The organism is Lysinibacillus sp. EB271-A1-10B, assembly GCF_058791335.1.
In genome coordinates this window covers 295587-316834 of the sequence record NZ_JBYTDL010000005.1, presented here as the reverse complement: position 1 = coordinate 316834, position 21248 = coordinate 295587, and the positions used below count along the sequence as shown (strand labels likewise).

Genomic DNA, 21248 nt, shown 5'->3' with positions numbered 1-21248 from the left:
ACATGAAAAATGTTCGAACTAAAACATAAGCTATGTTATTGATTTTTATTCTTCAAATGAATACAACAAAAAGGAGGAACGGTGAAACCGTTCCTCCTTTTATTAAACATTGCTCTAATGAGATCCGTCAGTTAAATTAAATTTTTGAAGTTTAAGCGTTTGTTCAATACGTACATAATCGGTGCACCAACCGCTAAGACAACAAATTCACCTGCAGCAACAGTTAACCATGTCCAGAAGAATGGTAATTCTAATGCTAAATTCAATTCAAATGCAATGATGAACATTGTACAAGTAAATAAAAATGTATTGATGATTAAACGCGCCCAAATATTTTTGACAAATTTACAAATAAGAATGAGCAACCCAAGAGTAATCATCGAATGGCCTACACCGAAAACTAAATCGTAGATACCGAGTGGTGAAAAGAGGTTAGAGATGAACACACCAATAATGATACCAACGGCAAAGCGTGGATTAAATGCAACTAAATGGTTAAATATTTCCGGTATTCGGAACTGCACCTCTGTAAAGCCAAATGGCGCGACTAATAATGTAATAGCAATGTAGAGTGCTGCAATAATGCCACTCGTTGCTAAAAATTTTATTTTCATATTTATTTCTCCTTAGTTTTTTTACGTGGGATGGTTACGAACCACGTGAAGCAAATGCAATCATATCAATGTTCATGCTTATTTGTAAATAGTTAAGTGTAAAATTTGTGTAAAATCATAAAGCAGCGAGTACATTCATTGTATTTTTTTCATCCTCTTCACGAAGCTCTTTAATCAAGTGTGTATAAATACGAATAGTTGTATCTACATCTGCGTGTCCAAGTCGTTCTGAAATATACTGCACCGAAATTCCCTTGTAAAACAAAATACTAGCATGAGTATGACGTAAACCATGAATAGAAATTTCATCTATACTTAATTCGCCTAGTAACTTTTTCAATGCTTTATTTACGCCTGTGTTGCTAAAGACTTTATACTTTGATTCAGGATTATAAAATACTAACTTGTGTATGTTTTCTGGTGTTTCGTCAAAGTATTTTTGGAACATATCCATTATTATTTTGTCCATTTTAATGGTGCGATTTGAAGTTTCAGTTTTAGTCTTTTTTTCCCCATCTTCAAAAGAAGAAGTATAGCCCCATGTTTTATTGATATTGATTGTGCTTTTCTTGAAGTCAAAATCCTTTCTTTGTAATGCAATAATTTCAGCAAATCGCATTCCTGATTTTAAGGCTAATAGAATAATGTAATAAACCTGTCTATGTTCAACTTGTAAAACATCACAAAGTGCTTTTGAAAGTCGTTTACTCTCCAAATAATTAATGTATTTGTCAATTTGTTTTTTTGAATCCCTGCCAGTGAGTGTTGCACTTCTTGTAAAGTCAGTTTGTATGACCCCATCATCTACAGCTTCACGTACACAAGCTCTTACATGGGCATTAATCTTTTTGACCGTTTCCTTTGCTTTGGTTTTACCGTAAGAGTTTAAAAATGCCTGATAATCGCTCTTTTTGATATGTTGAAGTGGTGTAGAACCAAAGTAATTTTTGATAACTTTCAATGTGTTTTCGTAATGAACTTGCGTGGCCTTTGCGCTATCAGATTTGTACAGATCCACCCATTTTTTAAAATATAAATCGATTGGCTCTAATTTAATGATTGGATTGAGCCCTTTATTAAGTTTTGCTTCCACTTCTGCAGCTGCGACTTGTGCCTCTTTTTTTGTTGAGAATCCACTCTTGCGAATGGGTTTAGATACACCGTTGATTGTTCTACTGACAGTATACTGCCAAGTCTTACCCCGTTTCTGGAAACTAGCCATATAAATTCTCCTTATAATTAATTCTCGTACTTCCTGATTTAACTATCACCACCTTTAATGGGAATGTTTGTTCTTTTTAAGGTAAAATTTTTTTACCATCTACTCTTTTTAAAGAAAGTAGTTCGACTGGAACACCGTTTTCTTTAATTGCATCATAGATGGTAAAACATGAATAATTATCTTGCTCCAAAAATAACTCGTCAGGTAATAGGAGTTCAACAGCAAATGTATTGGCTTCTATTTCAATTTTATCAGTAGAAAATAAAGTATTCTTTTTTAAAAATGCAGTATTTTCATCTGGGTGTAATATAGCGTGTCCTAGTTCATGAGCGCACGTTAAAAATTGTTTATTGTTCGGTAAATTCTCATTGATATGAATTACTTTGGTACGGTGAGATCTACTATAATAGCCATGAATTGACCCTAATGGCTCAAAGACAATAACTATCCCTAGTAGATCAGCCAACTTAAAAGGATTGTTTGTGCTGTATTTTTTAACTAGTTGTCCAATAATCTCTCTAATATCCATCAAAACACCACCGTACTTTAATCTCTATATTTTTTAGGTGTAAATTTCTGTTTTGCCATACGTTTAGTTAATCGTAGAGTATTTTCCCAAGAAGCGATTAACAACTCTCTATCTTCTTCATCCAATTCGTCTAAAATTCTTCCATCGAAGGCAGCGAATGCATTGTCTACGTCCTCGCCTTTAATTATTTTCTTTAGTTCTCTTTGGATAGCCAGCTCATCTTTTTCGGTTAAATCGTAGTAACGTTTCTCGTCAGTGCGTCCAAGTAAATAATCAGTGCTAACATCAAAGTAGTCTGCTACCTTTTGTAATGTTTCGCTTTTAGGAGAAACATTATCCCATCTTCTTATTTGACCATTTGAGATATTTATTTCTCTTTCTACTTCAGCAAAAGTAACTTTTCTCTCATCGCATAGTAATTTTATTCTTTTCACTAAACTCACTTATATCAACCTTTCGCAAGGCTTATCAAAACAATAATAACTTTTTAGTCATTAATAGGTTGACAGTTAACTATAAAGTCATTATACTGTGTTCATAAGCTAATTTATTGGCTAAAAAGGCAATAAAAAATACGACCTATTTATAAACATTTTTCGTTGGGGAACGGTTTAAATGTTGGTTTAAAGGCTTTTTAAAGTCTTATTTAGCTATGGATTTATAATAGCAAAAAAGTCATTTTGGGTCAACTAGATTAGCAAATAATTTAGCTTAAAATTTTCCAAATAAGTAATGCGCTGTGATACCGAGCCAATGACGGTATGAATTTTTTAATGAAATGAGGTGGCATTATGCCAGTAGATTTAGGAGTTCGAGTAAAAAGCGAACTATTTAAAAGAAAGATGAGCCAAAAGGATTTAGCTGAGATGGTTGGTATTTCAAGCGCCTACCTGTCGGATATTATCAGAGGTCGAAAAGATGGTAAGAAAGCTCAAGAACATATCCAGCACATTCGTAAGATTTTAGATATTTAAGTGAGGTGATTAAATTGCAACAATTACAAGTTAACTTAACGGTAAGTGTCCCTGACCATCTTGTACTTGTTGAAAAAGTTGAATATGAACAATTGCAGCAAGAAAAGCTAAGTGGCCAGTATTGGACTATGAAAGACTTAGAAAAGCGTGTAGGAAAAGAATGGCGCTGGATAAAGGATAACATTCTATACCCAACTAGATTCAAAAACATTTTAGATGTGAATAATGGTGGGTTTGTCTACTATCCCGAAGGAAGGGGTAAAAATTGGTCTTTTCAAGCTAGTAAAATGGCCCAGTTTTTAGACGACAATTTCTATTTAATTTTTGGAGGTGACACCAAATGAAGGTTAAATCGGTGCCAGTTGCATTAGTTGGTGAAACATTAACTAGTGGGATAAGCCCACTATATGAATTACACCAAATTGCTTGCGAACTACCATTAAGCGTTCTTTCAGATGTCAAACAGCGTATAGGTGACTGGTTAGCGAGTGGGGGTAAAGAAACTGATCCATACATTAAGCAGCAAGTTGCTTATGCTCAGAAGGTTTATCAAGCATTGAAAGGTGGTGAGATAGGATGAAGCTTCAACTAGCAAGTGAAATGAAAAAGGTTGCGGAGAGTAACTTTGAAAAAATGAAAGCTGATGCGTTGGAAAGTGATGATTTTAAAAGTATTGTTCAAGGAATTGAAAAGAAATCCGATCAAGGTCGTCGTGAGCATTTTTATTTCAATAATACTGACAAACTACTGGTAGATATTTTCAAACAATTGCTACTAGAAAGTGGCTATAAAGTTAAAAAGCATGAGTCAGGACTTAGTCTAAATATTGAATGGTAGGAGTGAATTGTTAATGAAATCAACAGGAATTGTTCGTAAAGTCGATGATTTAGGGCGTGTAGTGCTTCCAATCGAACTGCGCCGCACATTAGGGATTGATGTAAAAGATGCTTTGGAAATATTTATTGATGAGGATCAAATCATTCTTCAAAAATATCAGCCAAACGCAGAAAAAGATGAAGTTGTTTCTGCACTAAAGAAGATAGCTGCAAGTACTAAAAGTGGATTTGCTGTAGAGACAATCGATCGTGCAATTAAGTTAATTAGGTAGGTGAAGATGAATGAATAAATACACAGGTGAATTTCATGTCCAAAGCACTGGTAGCGACAAAATTTTCGTTGGTGATCATGTGCGCTGCAGTTGGAACTCTAAAGGTGTTTTTGGAGGGTGTTGGCATGGCGAATTAACACGTATCACATCTAGAGGCATTTATATTGATGTCGGCAATAAGCGAGATAAATATGTGTGTTTTGCTGATATTCAAGAATTATCTTTAACAGCTTAAAAGTAGGTGAAGTACATGAACGATTGTCTTTTAGAAGTCCTGGGCGATTACTTTGTAGCTAACAATCTAGTAAACAAAGGTTGGGAATTTCATGAGTTTGTAGCCGAATGGCAACGAGGAACTATAGTGATGGCCAAAAAATAAGAGCCCATTACCGGTGCAACGGTTCAGGCTCCAATCAAAATAATTATCTGAAATCAGTATAACACGAAAAGAAGTGATGTAAATGAAACTATTCCCACACCAGGAACAAGCACTTAATCAAACCTATGAATATGATCGTGTCGCTTATTACTTAGACATGGGGTTAGGGAAGACGTTTGTGGGTTCTGAAAAAATGTGGGAGCTTAATACACCTTTTAATCTATTAATCTGTCAAAAGTCCAAAATAGACGAATGGAAAGAGCATTTTGAGCAGTATTACGACTACAACGTAATTGTATTTGATAAACAACAAATAGCAGATATACCGCCTGAAAGCGTGTTGATAATTAATTATGAGCGTGCATGGCGTAGAGATGAATTATTGAAGTTAAAGTATCTAACAGTGATGTTGGACGAGTCTTCCAAGATAAAAAATGAAAGCTCCAAGCAAACAAAATTCATTCTTAAATTAAATGCCAATAACGTTATTTTGCTATCAGGTACGCCCACAGGTGGGAAATATGAAGAATTGTGGTCACAGCTTCATTTACTAGGTTGGAAGATTAGTAAAAAGCTATTTATAAAACAGTTTGTGGTCCAGGAATGGGACGACAAAAATCAAAAATATGTCATTAAAGGTTACAAAAATGTTGACCGGTTAAAGGCAAAATTACGAAAGTATGGTGCGGTATTTATGAAAACAGATGAAGTATTTGATTTACCTGCAGTAAATGAAAACATCGTCAAAATACCTTCTACAAAGTTTTATAAGGAATTTGCCAAGCATCACATTTTAGAGCTTGAAAATGACCTGTTAATAGGTGATACAGCGACATCGAAGAAGTTAGGCTTGCGAATGCTGGCAGGTGTATACAACGAAAATAAAACGCAGTATGTAAAAGATTTAATCGAGAGTACCAATGACCGAATTATCATCTTTTACAACTTCAAAAAAGAATACACGGCACTAACTGAGATGATTGAAAGACCAATTAGTACAGTTAATGGTGATCTTAAAGATTTAACGGCTTATGAGCAATTTGAGAACAGTATAACGCTAATTCAATACCAAGCTGGAGCAATGGGCCTGAACTTACAAAAGGCCAATAAAATTGTTTATTTCACGCTTACAGATAAGAGTGAGTTGTTTGAACAAAGTAAGAAACGCATACACCGTATTGGCCAGGAGAGACCATGCTTCTATTATTATTTGTTAACGGTTGGAAGCATTGAGTGGCGAATGAAAGAAGTATTGGACGAAAGACGCGATTATACGGATGCGCTATTTGAAAAGGAGGAAATGTAAATGACTAATGAATTACAAGCATTTGAAAACAAACACATGATGTTGATGGCCAATGTGGCTCAACATGTACAGCAAGAAAAATTATTAAAGGAGCAAACTTCTAAACTCAAAGAAGATCTTGGTAAGGCAATGGACGAGTTCGGTATTAAATCCATAGACAATGATTTGCTGAAAATTACTCGTACTGCAGCAAGTTCAAGTAAATCTTTAGATACAACTAAGTTAAAAAATGAAGAACCTAAATTGTGGGCTGAATTAATGGAAGATTATCCGAAAGTATCTTCTCGAAGTGCCAGCGTAACAATCAAGGTGAAGTAATATGCGTGAGAACCAATTCCAAGCAAAGGTTATTAAATTTCTAAAAGAAAAGCCTAACGTGTGGCATATCAAATATTGGGCTGGATCTCAATACACGAAAGAAGGTATTCCCGACATACTAGCTTGCATTGACGGTGTATTTCATGGAATTGAGCTTAAAACAGATGTGGGTACACCAAGTAAGCTGCAACTGTATAACATTAGAAAAATTAACGATGCTGGTGGCGAAGCGTATATATTACGCCCTAAAGATTTTGAAGCCTGGAAAGAGAGGTGGTTCGGGTGACTCAATACAGCTATAGCCGTGTATCACTCTTTGAAGATTGTCCTTATCACTTTAAGCTACGGTACATCGATAAACTCATTGAGCTACCAAACTATGATGCCGCCAATGCTTTAACAATCGGTAAGGCATTGCACACAGGAATTGAGCACGATGTACCAACGGCACTGGATTACTACTATAATTCATTTCCAGTGCTTACAGATCGCATGGTAGAAGAAGCTATTAAACTAGAAATTTTAATTCCTAAAGTACAAGACTTTTTGGCAGAAATGTTTGATGGTTGGGAGCTCATTCATGAGTATGAAATTGATAAGCCTGAGTATAAGGGATTTGTTGATTTAATTGCTGTTGCACCTGATGGAATGTGTATGGTAATCGACTTTAAATACTCCAATCATATTAAAAATTACTTAGATAGTGGCCAATTACACATCTATAAAGATTACCTGGAACAAGACGGCTTTAAGGTGAAGAAACTAGCATACTTATTTGTTCCAAAAACAAGTATTAAACAAAAGAAAGACGAGGATCTATTTCATTTTAGAAAAAGGCTTATTTCTACGCTTGAAGAAATGAAAGTCACATTTGTTCCAATCGAATTTGATGAAATGAAAACAGTGTATTTCCTCAATAGTATTGAAAAAATCGAAACAGCTAAAAAATATCCAAAAAATATTAGTGGTAATTGTTTTGGCTGCAATCCAAGATTTGCTCCAGATTACCTGGACGCAATCACAAACGACAAAGGAGAGATAATCATGGCATTACCTAAAAACGAACGTAGAGAGCGACTAATTGATACAAAACCGGACTTATGGCTTTACGCAGACTCTTATGTGGGGAAATCAACATTTGTGGACCACTTTCCAAATGTCCTTTTCTTTAATACAGATGGGAATACGGACAATACTACAGCACCAGTTATTCCAATCAAAGATGAAGTGACAAAGACAGGACGTGTTACTAATCGTAAATTAGCGTGGGAAGTGTTCTTGGATCATGTTACTGATTTAGAAACAGAAGAAAATACATTTGAAACGGTTGCTATCGATTTAGTTGAAGACTTGAAAGAACATTGCCGTATTTATGTGTTTGATAAAAATGGTTGGGAGCATGAGTCAGATGGTTCCTACGGTAAGGGTTGGGACAAGGTTAAAACTGAGTTTAACAATGCTATTAAACGTCTGAAATCACTAGGTTATCAAGTTGTTTATATTTCGAAAGAAATCATTAATGAAGTGACGTTAAAAGGTGGAGCAAAGCGATCAACATACCGTCCAAATATCGATGAAAAAACAGCAAATTTCCTAACTGGTACAGTAGACTTAACAATTCGTGCATTTGTCAATTCAGATGATGAACGTTTCTTACAGCTCGCTAAGAAGCAAAATGTGTTCGGTGGTGGTCGTTTTGACTTCCAAGTAGATACTATTCCACTAGATTATGAGGCATTCATTGAAGAATTAAAGGTTGCTCAGGAAGGTAAATCAACGCATAAAGATGAAAAGCCAAGTAAAAAAGAAAGCACCAAAGATGAAGACAATGAGGCTCCAAAACGTGAGCGTTCTTCACGTAAACGTAAGGAAGATGAAGATAAGAATGATGAACCTTCTTCAGTAGATGAAGAAAACGTTGAAGATGAAGAAGTAAAAGAGGAAAAACCACAACGTCAACGTCGAAATCGTACAAAAGAAGATGCTGCACCTGCAGAAGAATCTAAAGAAGAAGATAAACCGCGCGAACGTAAACGCCGTGAACGAAAGCCAGTAGAAGACGATACGCCACCAGGTGAAAAAGCAGATAATGAACCTGCAGAGGAATCAACATCACGTCGTCGACGACGTAGATAATAAAATTTAACCAATTAGGAGGGTATTCATTTGAAAAAGTTACTTAATCAAAAAGAACAATGGTATGCAGATACTGCAGAACAAGCAGAGGAAATTGTGGCGGAAGCAAAAGAGTCCGAGGGCTTAGTAAAGCATGCTATTTCTGAAAAATACAATAAATATGGAACATATCATTTAGTAGATTTACAGTTCAGTTATAATACACCGCGTGAATTAATGGAAGATGAAGCCGCTAAAAAAGAGCGAGAAAAAGAAGAAATAGGTTCACAACATGAAGGTGTTGAGGTTGTAGTTGATAAAGATGGAACTGTTTCAGTTAACAACAATGAGGAGGATGAAGAATAATGGCAGATAAAAAATTTGATTGGTCAAAATTTGATAAAAACGTAGATATTGAGGCACTTGAGGCAGATGTGAAAGAAGTAGAAGAAAATGGTGGTGGGAATTTTGAGCCTATTCCCGATGGTCAATATGAAGTAGAAGTTGAAGTGATGGAGCTTACAACTTCAAAGGCCGGGGATCCAATGCTTAAAATTTGGTTCAAAGTTCTTGAAGGAGAACATGAAGGACAACGTATTTTCTACAACAAAGTAATGCAACCGCAAAATGATCGTGCATTTGGTCTGCAGGTACACCAAAACAATGAAATGCTACGTGCTTTGTGGGATTGTGAAAAAGATGATGTTAAGTTTTCGGGATTTGAAGATTATGCTGATTTGGTCCTGGATATTCATGAAGATATTGAAGGAAAGTTTGAATACTTACTGAAAAAAGAAACTGATGATAAGGGGTACGATCAGTTTGTAATTGAAGAAGTTTTTGAAGTTGAATAAGTGAATAAAGGGAGCCGTTAAAGCTCCCTTTTAATTTAGGAAATAAAAATTATCACTATTTAAACAAGTTATTAAAAAATGGTGTGAGGACAGGGCTTAAAATTAGTCCCAATATGAAAATAATTAGTCCTGATATAGTGCTAATCCAAAATCCAGCCCATCTTTCGGATTTTTTACCTTTATTAACAGAATGGTCTACTTGAGCTAATAAGGCAGCTGCTTTATCTTTCTCTATTTCTGCTAGCTCAGAATATCTAGCATATTCTCGTTGTAGAAGTTCTAAGTTACGAGAGCGTACTTTAAATTCTGTTTCTAGTTCTTTTATGATTTGAGAAGTTTCGACTAATGATTCATTGACTTTTTGAATCTTAATATCAATTGTAGTCTCTGATTTTTCAAGATCTTTAAGAATATTACGTAAAGGGTTCAAGCTGAGTGGAATTATAGTTATTTCTACAGCAGTTCGAATTATTTCTATAGCGGCTCGAAATATATTTAATACGGCATTATGCAATCTACTCATTATCAAGTACCTCAGTATTCTTAAATTGTAATTAAAGGATATTATACCAATTCGCATTAACTTGTTAAACTACAAGTTAAATATTGTAACAAAGGAGTGATAACATGCTTTTCTACGACTTTGAGGTATTTGAATATGATTGGCTAGTTGTCATTGTTGATACAGATACAAAAATAGAATATGAATTTATAAATGATGTACCTGGTATTATTCAGTTTTATAACGAGCATAAACAAGATATTTGGGTTGGTTACAATTCACGACACTATGACCAATACATTTTAAAGGCAATTATTTGTGGATTCACACCACAAGAAATAAATCATTGGATAATAGTAAAACGTGAACCAGGATGGAAATTTTATAAAGATTTTTGGAAAATCACTTTATTTAATTTTGATGTAATGACTAATAAATTTAGATCATTGAAACAGCTTGAAGGGTTCCAGGGACATGATATTCAAGAAACTACAGTTTCATTCAATATTGACAGACAGTTAACGGAAGATGAGATTTTAGAGGTGCTGAAATATTGCCGTCATGATGTACATGAAACAATTCACATTTTCATGGAAACAATATCAGAATTTGAATCACAGGTTGAATTACTAAAAATGTTCAATATGCCTTTAAAACAAATATCTAAAACTAAAGCGCAATTAGCAGCTGTAATTTTAGAAGCGCAGCAACCTAAAGTTGAGCGAGAAGATGAGTTTGATTTTTCGTTTCCATCTACTTTAAAGATTAACAAATACACTCAGGTCCTTGATTTTTATAAGGAAAACAAAGATTACAGTAAAGTCTTTGAATTAGACGTTGCAGGTGTACTTCACCTATTTGCCTGGGGTGGCTTACATGGTGCAAGAAATAACTATATTGGAACCGGTCATTTTTTAAACATCGATGTGGCCAGTTATTACCCTGCTTTAATGATTGAATATGGTTACTTGTCCAGAAACGTAAGGGATCCTAAAAAATTCACTGAGATACGTGATAGACGGCTTGAATATAAAGCGGCAAAGGATAAACGCCAAGCTCCATTAAAAATTGTTATTAACGGTACTTATGGGGCGATGAAAGATAAGTATAACGGTCTTTATGATCCATTGATGGCCAACAACGTATGTATTGGTGGGATGACGTTGCTGCTAGATTTAATTGAGAAATTAGAGCCACATTGTGACATTATTCAATCCAATACAGATGGTGTTCTTGTTAAATTAAGAAACTACGATGATTATGATTTAATAGATGATATTTGTTACGAGTGGGAACAACGTACAAAAATGGAGCTTGAATTTGATGAATTTACAAAGGTCATTCAAAAAGATGTAAACAATTATATTCTCGTTGATGCAGCTGGTAACTATAAAGCAAAAGGTGCGTATGTGAAAAAACTGAATCCATTAGACAATGATTTGCCAATAGTGAATGAAGCCATCGTTAATTGGTTCGTAAAAGGCATCGATCCAGAAGAAACTATTTTCGAATGTACTGAGCTAATCAAATTCCAAAAGATAGTGAAAATCAGTAACAAATATGATTATGCACGGTATGGATTGAAACGAATGAATGAAAAAGTATTTCGAGTGTTCGCCAGTGTGGATCAGAACGATAAGGAATTGAAAAAAGTGAAAAATGGTACAGCTGAAAAGATACCTTATGTTCCTGAAAAATGCTTCATCATTAATGAAGATATAAATGACATGAAAGTACCCACAAAACTTGATTACTGGTGGTACTTAGATTTGGCCAATGAACGAATTAATGCATTTATAGGAGAGTGATTAAAGTAATTCTGTTTTGTATTTGAAAGCTGCTACCCCTAATAGTATTTAATCTAGATTGTTACTTTTATTATTATCTGGATTGGATTTTATAATATTTTTATTATTAACTTTTGCTGTATGGTAATCAGGATATTCGCCTTTATTAACACGTTTTACAGCTTCACCTCGAGTAATTACTTCATTGGTCTGAGTATCTCGGAAGTGTGTGTTCAAGCCAGTCTTAGATTCCTTTTCTACTACTAATCTTGGTTTTTGAGTCATATTTAGACACCTCAATTGGTATAGGGGTAGCAATTAAATTTTATAGTTAATATTTGTAAATATCAATATGTTTTATTAGTGAAGAAGGTGAGTAAATGTACAAGGGATATTTAAAAGGAAATGGTAAGCATGCTGCCACATCATTCAAAGATGGTAGCAAGCTACTTTCCTACAATACAGCTAGAAAAGAAGATTCCTATGTTGGGATTTTGGATGATGACTTTATCATGGTCGATGTTGATGATATAGACGAAGCTGAAATACTACTCGACATAGTGGAAGATAAGGATATTAAATGTTCGGTATTACAAACGAACAACGGCATGCATTTTTATTTTAAAGGCTATGATTTAACTGCAAATAAAATTAAATGGTATTCCAACATCGGTATTCTTTGCGATTACAAGTTAGGTATAAAAAATACTGCAGATCCATTAAAGATAAATGGTCATGTTCGCAAATGGCTCCGAAAATGTGATGAACATGGTCCTATGCCAGCCTGGTTATCTCCATATAATAAGAAAAACCCTAACTTGACTAAGTTATCAGATGGTGACGGACGTAACGATAAACTCTTTACTTATATTTTAAAAATGCAGTCACAAGGAATGGCCAAGAAGGATATTAAAGAAACTATCGCTATTATCAACAACTATATTTTAGAGGAACCAGTTGAAAAGAATGAGCTGAATATCATATTACGCGACGATGCATTTATGAAAGAATCATTTTTCATTAAGGGAGTATTTCATCATGATAAATTCGGTGATTTCTTAATAAATGAACATCACATTTGTAAAATAGCGAACGTGCTGCATATATACCATGATGGTGTTTACTCAGATCGTGAAGAAGACATTGAACGAATGATGGTCAAACATATTTCTTCATTGACCAGGGCAAGACGACAAGAAACACTTGCATATATTCAGCTCAATGCCAAAGAGAAACAATTTGCTTCTACGCAGTACATTGTGATGAAAAATGGTGTATTTAATTTAGAAACGTGGCAACTACAAGACTTTTCACCTGATGTTATCACACGCAATAAAATTCCAATTGCTTATGTGCCAGGTGCTTATTATGAAGTAACGGATAGTACTTTTAATAAAATTGCGGTCCATGACAAAAAGATAAGATATATCTTAGAGGAAATCTTAGGTTACATCTTATTTAGACGAAATGAGTTTGCTGCTATGTTTGTCCTCACTGGTAACGGTAGTAATGGTAAATCATCGTATTTAAAAATCATTCGTAAATTAGTAGGTGAATTTAATACAGCTTCATTGGATTTGAAAGAGCTGGACCAACGCTTTAAAACAGCTGAGTTATTTGGAAAGTTAGTCAATATAGGTGATGATATTTCAAAAAGTTACATTAAAGAATCATCTGTACTTAAAAAATTGGCCACAGGTGAAACATTGAACGTAGAGCGTAAAGGCAAAGATCCATTTGATTTTACTAACTATGCAAAATTGATTTTCTCAGCCAATGAAATGCCACGTATTAATGATTACACTGACGGTCTTGGTAGACGACTTCAAATTGTGCCTTTTAAAGCGAAGTTCTCAGTGGATGATGAAGATTACGATCCATTTATTACGGACAAGCTGCTTTCTGATGAATCGATGCACTATGTATTGAATCTAGCATTAAATGCTTTGAAACGATTGCTTAACAACAAAAAATTCACACAATCTAAAGCAGTTGAGAAAGAGATGGAGAAATACCATGAAGAAAACAATCCAATTATTAGCTTCATGCATCTTGAAGATATTGAATTAGAACGTGCTGTAGTGAGTGATGTGTATTTACAATACAAAGTTTATTGTAGTGAAAATGGTTTCCAACCTGTAAGTAATATTAGTTTTAGTAAAATGATTAAACAGATGTACGGTTATAGCACAAAAGTTAATAAAGTTGATGGTAAGAGTAAGCGTCTATTCATCTTAGATGAAGAATGATAAAAATTTGCGCTCTTCCAAAATAGGTTACAGATGAAAATAGTGAAATTACTTCAAAAACGTGCGATTTTAGGCGTTTGACTTTTTCCCTGGGGAAACACGTTGATATATCAACACCTTTTTTAAAAACGTGACCGAAAATCGGTCAAAAAATAGGCTTAAAAAGTGACCATTTTAGCTATTTTTATTGAAAAAATGGGTCAAATGCGTAACCAGTTACAGATAACTGTAACCTATCAAATACAGTCATATCAAGGGTTTGAAAGCATGGTTACAGAAGTTACAGATAAAATCACTTTCTTTATATTTTATATATAAATATATAAATAATTTTTTATCTTATAAAAGAAATATAGGGGGTAAATGCGTAACCGGACGACTTGTAAAATACCGAGAACCTTAGAGCCATAAGGGTTTTAGGCGGTTACAGATGGTTACAGAAGGTTACGCATTTTCCTCAAAAATAGTGACCGAAAGGTGGTTGCGAATGACCAAATTGTCTTATGAATGGTTGAAAGACTATAAAGAATTAGAATTTGAAATCATGAGATTAGAAAATAATCTAAATAGAAGTAAAAGAGAGTTAGGTAGATGGACGACAGGTGACTTAGCAAAATACAAGTTAACAGCTGAAAGTGATGGTGCAAGATTAGAGGAACGCATTGCCGCGATTGAATATGAGTTAGCTCATAAAATGAATGACTTAGAAGATATAAAAAAATTCATTTGTTCATTTAATGATCTTGAATACAAAATTGTTTATAAAAAATATATAGAAGGTCAGACACTTGAAAACATAGCAGAAGAATTAAATTATAGTTCCAGCTATATTTACAACAAACATTCTCAAATTAAACGAATGATTGAGTTTGCCCTTGATTTAGTAACTTCACATTGATTTACCATTAATCGATACGATGTTATCTATTGAAAATCCGTTATATGATAGTAGTATCAAAAAGCGCACGGAAATGCGTTAACAAAATTGCTTTACAAATATAAGCACGTTCGCTTGTACGTGTATTTCTAAAAACAAGCATTAGGTCACGCCTGTTAAGGTGTGGCTTTTTGTTATGTCGAAAGGAGAGATTAATGAATGAATGTACTAATTCGTACAACAGCTAACGGCAAAGAGTACTGGGACAATGAAGGTAAGAAAATAGTATTCGTTCCTGCAGGTGAACAACCATCATTTGAGGTTACAGAGAGTCCTACAACAATGCTTCATAAAGGTGAAACAATTAAGCCATTAGCAGAACCAGTAATTAATTTAGATGGCATGACTGCTACACAGCTGAGAGAGTTTGCAGAAGAAAACAATATCGAAGTACCAGGTAATCTAAAGAAGCCTGATACAATTCGTGAGCATATCGAGGCACAGTTAGTAGCTGATGCAGAATGAAATATTGTAGTGAACAAGGATGCCGACAGTTAATAAGTAAAGGTCGGTATTGCGATAAGCATAGACGAAGGAAAAGGAATGTAGGTGCTAGCAATAAGCCGTTCTATAGCACAGAGGCATGGAGGGATTTAAAGTCTGAATGTTATCAGCGAGACAAGGGAAGATGCACACGATGTAATAAGTTTGTGTTTGGTAAGACAGCACAACACCATCACATCATACCGATCAATGTTAGGCCTGACCTAAAGCTTGATGCTGATAACGTGACAACACTATGTCCTAAGTGTCACATGATAGTCGAGAATGAGACAAAATCTAATACAAAATATAAATTTAATTGGTGATTAATTAGCGATAGCCCCCCTACCAAATTAATTTTTTGTCCATTTTCCTGTAGACCGTATGAGCATGTAATTGCGCGCCTCAAATTGATTTTTTGAAAAAAATTTAAGTGTGACAAAGGCAGGTGAATAGGTATTGACCAAAAAACATGAACAGGCATTTGAGCTTTTTAAAGAGAGTGAAGGAAGTCTTTCAAATGCAGAGATAGCAAAGGCTGTGGGTGCTGCAGAGTCTACGGTGAGAAAGTGGAAAAGCCGTTATGAATGGATTGAAAAAATGGGTTCTGAGGAATGTCACAGTGCTGTGACAAATGAAAGTGTGACAAAACAGAAGCCTACTAATCGTGAACAACAGCAAAAGAAAATTATTGATGCATTGGTTGAAGCCGGCACCTATTCGCCTGCTTTAGATTTGCTTATGGAAGTATACCTGGATTGTTTCGAAGAATATGAACAAGCAAAAGAAATTGGTGAAAATACTGAAAAGCTCCGAAAAGAATTAGCACGTTTACTTGGCCAACTTGGATTAGATGGTAAAAACAAAGAGCTCATAAAAAAATCAGGAACATTGCTTGCCAAAGGTGACGAAGAAAAGAAGAAAGATCCTGAGCCTGAAACAGCTGAAAGTAGTAAGCTTGTTCAATTTAGACAAAGTAGACAAAGGAAAATGCAATCATGATTGATTTTGAAGTGAATTATGCTGATGAATTTGTAAAAGAGTTTGAATCTAATCCAAAAGCCTATCCTCACAGCATTAAACAAATGGTGAAGCGTTATAAACGATGGAAGAAGCGAAAAGACATTTGGTTTGATAACGACAAAGCTAATGACATGCTTTATTTCACCGAAACTTTCTTGAAACACGCGAAAGGGAAATGGGCTGGACAACCTTTAATCCTGGAATCCTGGCAAAAGTTTTACTTTGCTAACATTTACGGATGGCAGCGAGAAAATGAATTTGGAAAAGCAGTGCGAGTTGTCCGAAATGCATACCTGCAGGTACCAAAGAAAAACGGTAAAACTATAATGGGTGGTAGTCCAGTAATTTATGGCATGTATGGCGAAGGTGTTAAAGGTGCTGACTTCTATATATCAGCAAATACATTCGAACAATGCCAAAATGCAGCTATTCCTATTGGCCTAACGATTGAAAATAGCCCTGATTTGCGTCCAGGTACACGAATTTACAAGGGTAAAGAAGATACAATCCGATCTGTCAAATACACCTTTGTTGAAGACGGCATAAAATACGCTAACACGTTGAAGGTTTTAACAAAAGATAATGCAGGGAACGAGGGTAAAAATCCTTATTGTAATTATTTCGATGAAGTCCATGCACAAATGGATCGTGAACAATACGATAACTTGCGATCTGCTCAAATTGCACAAGAAGAACCTTTGAACATCATCACAACAACAGCTGGAAAGCAAACAGGAGCTTTAGGGGCTCAGATTCATGCCTATGCTAAAGAAGCTATGAAGCATGACAATGATGATTCTTGGTTTGTAATGATTTATGAGCCGAACAAAGGCTATGATTGGGAAGACCGTGAAGTTTGGCGCATGGTAAATCCTAATATCGGTGTTTCGGTTAGCATGGAATTTTTAGAGAATGCATTTAAAGAGGCTCAAAACAACAGCTTTAACCGTGCTGAGTTTTTATCTAAGCATCTTAATATATTCGTCAATTATGCCGAAACCTATTTTGATTTGGATCAATTAGAAAAAATGACGGTTGATGATCTTGGTGAAATTGAAGGTTTAACATGCGTGGTTGGAGTAGATTTATCAAGACGTACCGATTTAACATGTGTGAATATTAATGTGCCGACATTTGATGATGATGGCGAACCAATCTTAAAAGCGAAGCAGATGTATTTTATTCCTGAGTTTGGGATTGAAGAAAAAGAGCTGCAGCGTAATGTACCGTACCGAGAGCTTGCGGAAAAAGGATTTGTTACATTATGTCCTGGTAAAACAGTAAGTGAAGATATGGTAAATGAATATGTTGAATGGGTATTTGATAACTTTGATTTACGACAAATAAATTATGATCCAGCGTTGGCAGAAAAGCTTGTAGAACAGTGGGAAATGCTAGGAATACCGTGCGTAGAAGTTCCTCAATATCCAGCTGTAATGAACGAGCCATTTGACGATTTCGAAATTCTTCTTTTACAAGATAAAGTTATAACAGATAACCCATTATTAGTTTTCTGTGCTTCAAATGCCAAAGTCATAACAAATATAAATAATTTAAAAACACCATCTAAGCGAAAAAGTCCTGAACATATTGACGGCTTTGTCGCTTTTTTAATTGCTCATAAAGAGACATTAAACATGATGGCTGAAACCATGGATGGCTTAGACGAGTATATTAAATCAATTTATCGATAAAGCGAGGTGAGATAGTGAGAATAAGGGATAGGCTTTCAAGATATTTAGTAAGACAGCTTGAAAAACGAGGCTTAATAGAGGCTTCATTAGGCGGAAGTGTTCGGTTAAATGGATGGTTTGCCGATGATGAAAATATTTTACATTCAAGCGATGTATACGAGTTGTTGCAAGACATAAGTAATCAGATTACATTGGCCCAGGTAGTTGTTGAAGACCAAGAAACAGGCAAGGATATAACGAACCATCCTATTTTAAAAGTGTTACGCAATCCAAACAAATATTTAACTGGCACGGAATTTATGAAGCTAATGGTAAACACCTATTTAGTTGAGGGTGAAGTTTTTCCTTTCTACACGGGCAAAGAGATTCACGTTGTATCAAATGTCGAAGCTGAATTAGATGATAAGCTAGTGGAGCGTTTTAAAATCAACGGTACTGAAATACCATCTAATATGATTCGTCACATAAAAAATGTAGGCTTGAATCATTTGACCGGTGTTGGATTAAAGCAATTAGGAAGGGACACGTTAGAAGGTGTTATGAGCGCTGAAAAAGTGCTAACAGATAAATATAAAAAGGGTGGCATTCTTGCATTCCTATTAAAGTTAGATGCCCATATCAATCCGAAAAATGGCGCTCAATCGCTTCTAATTAATTCGATCCTGGATCAGTTAGAGGGTATTGATGAAAGTCGCACAATTAAACTTATTCCGTTGGGTAAAGGCTATGAAATTAATGAGCTTAAAAGCCCTATCGATGATGCCAAAATACTTTCTTACTTAAACGTTTATAAAAAGGATCTTGGGAAGTTTTTAAATATCGATGTTGAAACATACCGAGCGATGTTAAAAACAGATTTAGAGAAAGCCATGATGTACTTACACAATAAATCTGTTAAATCTATAATGCAAAATTTCGAAGACCATTTGAGTCTTCTTTTTTTCGGCCCAAATTCAAATTTACGGTTGAAATTCAAGGTTAATATTTTGGACTTTGTTCCGTACAGCACGAAAACAAATATTGCTTATAACCTGGTAAGAACAATGGTCGCAACACCTGACGATGCTCGCGATGGTTTATTAGGCTTTGATCGCTTGTTCACTGAGGAATCGATGAAACTATATATTTCAAAAGATTTAATTGCAGGTGAAGACATAAATAGAGCAACGGACAACAGCTTGAAAGGAGGTGACGAGGGTGGCCAAGCAAAAGGAGATTCGGACGCTTGATATTCAAGGACTTCAAACGAGAAGCCAGGGCGATAGTGAAACGAATGTGATTGAAGGTTATGCAGCTGTATTTAATTCCCCAACAGATATATGGGGTATGTTTACCGAGGTAATTGCCCCAGGTGCTTTTGCGGATGCGATTGCTTCAAATGACGACATACGAGCGCTGTTTAACCATGATTGGAACAATGTCTTAGGAAGAACCAAGAGTGGAACGTTACGCCTGTCAGAGGACGCTAGAGGGCTTAAATTCGAAGTAGATTTACCTAACACAACATTGGCTAGGGATTTATCAGAGAGCTTGAAACGCGGAGATATTTCACAATGCTCATTCGGTTTTGTTCCTACAAGTGAAACTTGGGATTACGAACCCGAAATGCCTGTCCGAACAATTAATAGTGTTGAGCTACATGAAATCAGTGTCGTAAGTATTCCGGCATATGAAGATACAGAAGTATCATTACGCTCAAAAGAAGCTAATAAATCGATTGAACAACGATTGAAATTAATACAACAAATAAACTCAGTTTTGGAGGAAAACAAGCATGAATAAAAAACTATTAAAAGCATTACAGAAACGTTTAAAAGGTCGTTTAACAGAGTTGAGATCACAATTAGAAGTTGGAGATATTGCTGAGGACGCAATCGAAGGTGTCACAACTGAAATTGAGGAAATTTCAGCAGAGCTTACAGAAACAGAACAAGCACTTGCTGATTTAGAAGATAATCCAGAAAATGAAGATCCTGAAAATCGAAGTGCTGATAATAAAGACAATAAAGATGATGATGAAGAAGAGGACGAAGATGAAGACAAAGATAAGAATAAATCTAACTCTAAATCTGATCCTGAAAATCGTAGTGGCGGCAAGTCTCCAGCTGCACAAACTGCTATTACAGCTATTCAAAGTGCTTTATCAACACGTAATTCTAAAACCACTAAGAAACGTGAAGCAGAAATTCGTTCCGCATTTGCTAACTTTGTAGTTGGTAACATTTCGGAATCAGAGGCACGTTCGCTTGGTATTGAGGTAGGGAATGGATCTGTAACTGTTCCAGTTTCAATTACTAAAGAAATTATTACGTATGCACAAGAAGAAAACTTGCTACGAAAATACGGTTCGTATGTAGAAACAGATGCAGATATTAAGTACCCTGTACTTGTTAAAAAAGCAGACGCAAATGTACGTAAAAAAGAGCGAGGGAAAGATGATGAAATCGAAGAAACAGACATTGAGTTTGATTCTATCGATCTAGATCCAACTGAATTTGATGCCCTTGCAACAATCACGAAAAAATTACTAAAACGTACAGGAGTAAATATTGAACAAATTGTAATTGATGAATTGAAAAAAGCTTATGTTCGTAAAGAAATAAATTATATGTTCAATGGTGATGATTCAGGCAATGAAAATCCTGGCGCACTTGCAAAGAAAGCTGTTGCATTCTATGAAACTGGTAAGGTGGATTTAGAAGCAGAAGGTTGGTCCCAAGTGTTATACAGTCAATTAGTTAAAATGAAAGGTCAACCAGTAACAGAAGTATTAAAAAAATCCATTTGGATTATTAACCGTGCTGCATTAACAGTGTTGGAGGACATGACAGATAAACAAGGCCGCCCATTATTACATGAAGCTAAAGATGGTGTTGGCTATACTTTACTTGGACATAAAGTAGACTTCACAGACGCAGCTAATAAATCTAAAACGGATGCAGCTACACCTGTATTTTACTTTGGAGATTTCAAAGCTTTCCACATTCAAGAAATTAAGGGTGGTATGGAATTGCAAAAGCTAGTTGAAAAATTTGCAGGAACAAATAAAGTTGGTTTCCAAATTTACAACCTTATTGATGGCCAATTAATCTATTCACCATATGAGCCAGCGGTTTACCGTTATGAAGTAGGAGCCACTAAACCAGGGAGCTGA

The 21248-nt window shown here is 35.2% G+C and carries 29 protein-coding genes and 1 riboswitch; of the genes, 23 read left to right on the top strand and 6 right to left on the bottom strand.

Annotated features, from left to right (window positions below; all coding sequences use genetic code 11):
- Window positions 1–131: 131 nt before the first annotated feature.
- From AC3WSK_RS10435 to AC3WSK_RS10420, 4 genes are all read right to left on the bottom strand, one after another.
- Window positions 132–614, bottom strand: coding sequence for a QueT transporter family protein (locus AC3WSK_RS10435; protein ID WP_492414709.1), 483 nt, complete (start codon window positions 612–614; stop codon window positions 132–134).
- A 6-nt stretch (window positions 615–620) separates the two neighbouring features.
- Window positions 621–665: riboswitch (PreQ1 riboswitch) on the bottom strand.
- 64 nt (window positions 666–729) lie between these two features.
- Window positions 730–1836 carry a site-specific integrase gene (locus AC3WSK_RS10430; RefSeq protein WP_492414708.1) on the bottom strand — a complete coding sequence of 369 codons (1107 nt, stop codon included), beginning with the start codon at window positions 1834–1836 and terminating at the stop codon, window positions 730–732.
- A 76-nt stretch (window positions 1837–1912) separates the two neighbouring features.
- Complete coding sequence (locus AC3WSK_RS10425) at window positions 1913–2365, bottom strand: ImmA/IrrE family metallo-endopeptidase (RefSeq protein WP_492414707.1); 453 nt, start codon at window positions 2363–2365, stop codon at window positions 1913–1915.
- Window positions 2366–2382: 17 nt separating this feature from the next.
- Complete coding sequence (locus AC3WSK_RS10420) at window positions 2383–2808, bottom strand: helix-turn-helix domain-containing protein (protein ID WP_492414706.1); 426 nt, start codon at window positions 2806–2808, stop codon at window positions 2383–2385.
- Between the two features lie 345 nt (window positions 2809–3153).
- On the opposite strand from AC3WSK_RS10420, the gene AC3WSK_RS10415 reads away from it, so the two are divergent.
- The 13 genes from AC3WSK_RS10415 to AC3WSK_RS10355 all read left to right on the top strand — a co-directional run bounded on the left by AC3WSK_RS10415 (window position 3154) and on the right by AC3WSK_RS10355 (window position 9419).
- Complete coding sequence (locus tag AC3WSK_RS10415) at window positions 3154–3339, top strand: helix-turn-helix transcriptional regulator (protein WP_492414715.1); 186 nt, start codon at window positions 3154–3156, stop codon at window positions 3337–3339.
- Window positions 3340–3353: 14 nt separating this feature from the next.
- Window positions 3354–3683 (top strand): DUF771 domain-containing protein, encoded by a 330-nt coding sequence (locus AC3WSK_RS10410; protein ID WP_492414705.1) that lies wholly within the window; start codon window positions 3354–3356, stop codon window positions 3681–3683.
- Window positions 3680–3919, top strand: coding sequence for a DUF6877 family protein (locus tag AC3WSK_RS10405; RefSeq protein WP_492414704.1), 240 nt, complete (start codon window positions 3680–3682; stop codon window positions 3917–3919). Before AC3WSK_RS10410 ends, AC3WSK_RS10405 begins: the two co-directional genes overlap by 4 nt.
- A complete protein-coding gene (locus AC3WSK_RS10400) occupies window positions 3916–4176 on the top strand; it encodes a hypothetical protein (RefSeq protein WP_492414703.1) in 261 nt (86 codons plus the stop codon). The genes AC3WSK_RS10405 and AC3WSK_RS10400 overlap by 4 nt, the downstream gene beginning before the upstream one ends.
- Window positions 4177–4189: 13 nt before the next feature.
- On the top strand, window positions 4190–4447 hold the full coding sequence (locus AC3WSK_RS10395; protein ID WP_492414702.1) for an AbrB/MazE/SpoVT family DNA-binding domain-containing protein: 258 nt from the start codon (window positions 4190–4192) through the stop codon (window positions 4445–4447).
- Window positions 4448–4457: 10 nt separating this feature from the next.
- On the top strand, window positions 4458–4682 hold the full coding sequence (locus AC3WSK_RS10390; protein WP_492414701.1) for a hypothetical protein: 225 nt from the start codon (window positions 4458–4460) through the stop codon (window positions 4680–4682).
- Between the two features lie 15 nt (window positions 4683–4697).
- Window positions 4698–4826 (top strand): hypothetical protein, encoded by a 129-nt coding sequence (locus AC3WSK_RS10385; RefSeq protein ID WP_337990332.1) that lies wholly within the window; start codon window positions 4698–4700, stop codon window positions 4824–4826.
- 82 nt (window positions 4827–4908) lie between these two features.
- Window positions 4909–6132, top strand: coding sequence for an SNF2-related protein (locus AC3WSK_RS10380; RefSeq protein ID WP_492414700.1), 1224 nt, complete (start codon window positions 4909–4911; stop codon window positions 6130–6132).
- Window positions 6133–6450, top strand: a complete 318-nt coding sequence (locus AC3WSK_RS10375; protein WP_492414699.1) for a hypothetical protein — start codon at window positions 6133–6135, stop codon at window positions 6448–6450.
- 1 nt (window position 6451) lies between these two features.
- A complete protein-coding gene (locus AC3WSK_RS10370; RefSeq protein WP_492414698.1) occupies window positions 6452–6736 on the top strand; it encodes a VRR-NUC domain-containing protein in 285 nt (94 codons plus the stop codon).
- Window positions 6733–8586 carry an AAA family ATPase gene (locus AC3WSK_RS10365; protein ID WP_492414697.1) on the top strand — a complete coding sequence of 618 codons (1854 nt, stop codon included), beginning with the start codon at window positions 6733–6735 and terminating at the stop codon, window positions 8584–8586. The genes AC3WSK_RS10370 and AC3WSK_RS10365 overlap by 4 nt, the downstream gene beginning before the upstream one ends.
- A gap of 30 nt (window positions 8587–8616) precedes the next feature.
- Window positions 8617–8931 carry an organic solvent tolerance protein OstA gene (locus AC3WSK_RS10360; protein ID WP_492414696.1) on the top strand — a complete coding sequence of 105 codons (315 nt, stop codon included), beginning with the start codon at window positions 8617–8619 and terminating at the stop codon, window positions 8929–8931.
- Window positions 8931–9419, top strand: a complete 489-nt coding sequence (locus AC3WSK_RS10355) for a DUF669 domain-containing protein (RefSeq protein WP_492414695.1) — start codon at window positions 8931–8933, stop codon at window positions 9417–9419. Before AC3WSK_RS10360 ends, AC3WSK_RS10355 begins: the two co-directional genes overlap by 1 nt.
- Window positions 9420–9474: 55 nt before the next feature.
- On the opposite strand, the gene AC3WSK_RS10350 is transcribed toward AC3WSK_RS10355, so the two are convergent.
- Window positions 9475–9942, bottom strand: a complete 468-nt coding sequence (locus AC3WSK_RS10350) for a hypothetical protein (RefSeq protein ID WP_492414694.1) — start codon at window positions 9940–9942, stop codon at window positions 9475–9477.
- 104 nt (window positions 9943–10046) lie between these two features.
- On the opposite strand from AC3WSK_RS10350, the gene AC3WSK_RS10345 reads away from it, so the two are divergent.
- Window positions 10047–11729 (top strand): hypothetical protein, encoded by a 1683-nt coding sequence (locus tag AC3WSK_RS10345; RefSeq protein ID WP_492414693.1) that lies wholly within the window; start codon window positions 10047–10049, stop codon window positions 11727–11729.
- Between the two features lie 48 nt (window positions 11730–11777).
- Here AC3WSK_RS10345 and AC3WSK_RS10340 read toward each other — a convergent pair whose 3' ends face one another.
- On the bottom strand, window positions 11778–11993 hold the full coding sequence (locus AC3WSK_RS10340) for a DUF3892 domain-containing protein (RefSeq protein ID WP_492414692.1): 216 nt from the start codon (window positions 11991–11993) through the stop codon (window positions 11778–11780).
- A gap of 95 nt (window positions 11994–12088) precedes the next feature.
- Here AC3WSK_RS10340 and AC3WSK_RS10335 point away from each other — a divergent pair, with 95 nt between their 5' ends.
- The 9 genes from AC3WSK_RS10335 to AC3WSK_RS10295 all read left to right on the top strand — a co-directional run bounded on the left by AC3WSK_RS10335 (window position 12089) and on the right by AC3WSK_RS10295 (window position 21248).
- Window positions 12089–13957, top strand: a complete 1869-nt coding sequence (locus tag AC3WSK_RS10335; RefSeq protein WP_492414691.1) for a DNA primase family protein — start codon at window positions 12089–12091, stop codon at window positions 13955–13957.
- A gap of 487 nt (window positions 13958–14444) precedes the next feature.
- Complete coding sequence (locus AC3WSK_RS10330; protein WP_492414714.1) at window positions 14445–14855, top strand: hypothetical protein; 411 nt, start codon at window positions 14445–14447, stop codon at window positions 14853–14855.
- Between the two features lie 198 nt (window positions 14856–15053).
- Entirely contained in the window at window positions 15054–15359 is a 306-nt protein-coding gene (locus AC3WSK_RS10325) for a hypothetical protein (RefSeq protein WP_492414690.1), read from the top strand.
- Entirely contained in the window at window positions 15356–15703 is a 348-nt protein-coding gene (locus tag AC3WSK_RS10320) for an HNH endonuclease (RefSeq protein ID WP_492414689.1), read from the top strand. The genes AC3WSK_RS10325 and AC3WSK_RS10320 overlap by 4 nt, the downstream gene beginning before the upstream one ends.
- Window positions 15704–15836: 133 nt before the next feature.
- Entirely contained in the window at window positions 15837–16379 is a 543-nt protein-coding gene (locus tag AC3WSK_RS10315) for a phage terminase small subunit-related protein (RefSeq protein WP_492414688.1), read from the top strand.
- The gene (locus AC3WSK_RS10310; RefSeq protein ID WP_492414687.1) at window positions 16376–18094 is read left to right on the top strand and encodes a terminase large subunit; all 1719 of its coding nucleotides are present in this window, start codon (window positions 16376–16378) and stop codon (window positions 18092–18094) included. Before AC3WSK_RS10315 ends, AC3WSK_RS10310 begins: the two co-directional genes overlap by 4 nt.
- Before the next feature lie 14 nt (window positions 18095–18108).
- On the top strand, window positions 18109–19323 hold the full coding sequence (locus tag AC3WSK_RS10305) for a phage portal protein (RefSeq protein ID WP_492414686.1): 1215 nt from the start codon (window positions 18109–18111) through the stop codon (window positions 19321–19323).
- Window positions 19292–19876 (top strand): HK97 family phage prohead protease, encoded by a 585-nt coding sequence (locus AC3WSK_RS10300; protein ID WP_492414685.1) that lies wholly within the window; start codon window positions 19292–19294, stop codon window positions 19874–19876. The genes AC3WSK_RS10305 and AC3WSK_RS10300 overlap by 32 nt, the downstream gene beginning before the upstream one ends.
- Complete coding sequence (locus AC3WSK_RS10295; protein ID WP_492414684.1) at window positions 19869–21248, top strand: phage major capsid protein; 1380 nt, start codon at window positions 19869–19871, stop codon at window positions 21246–21248. The genes AC3WSK_RS10300 and AC3WSK_RS10295 overlap by 8 nt, the downstream gene beginning before the upstream one ends.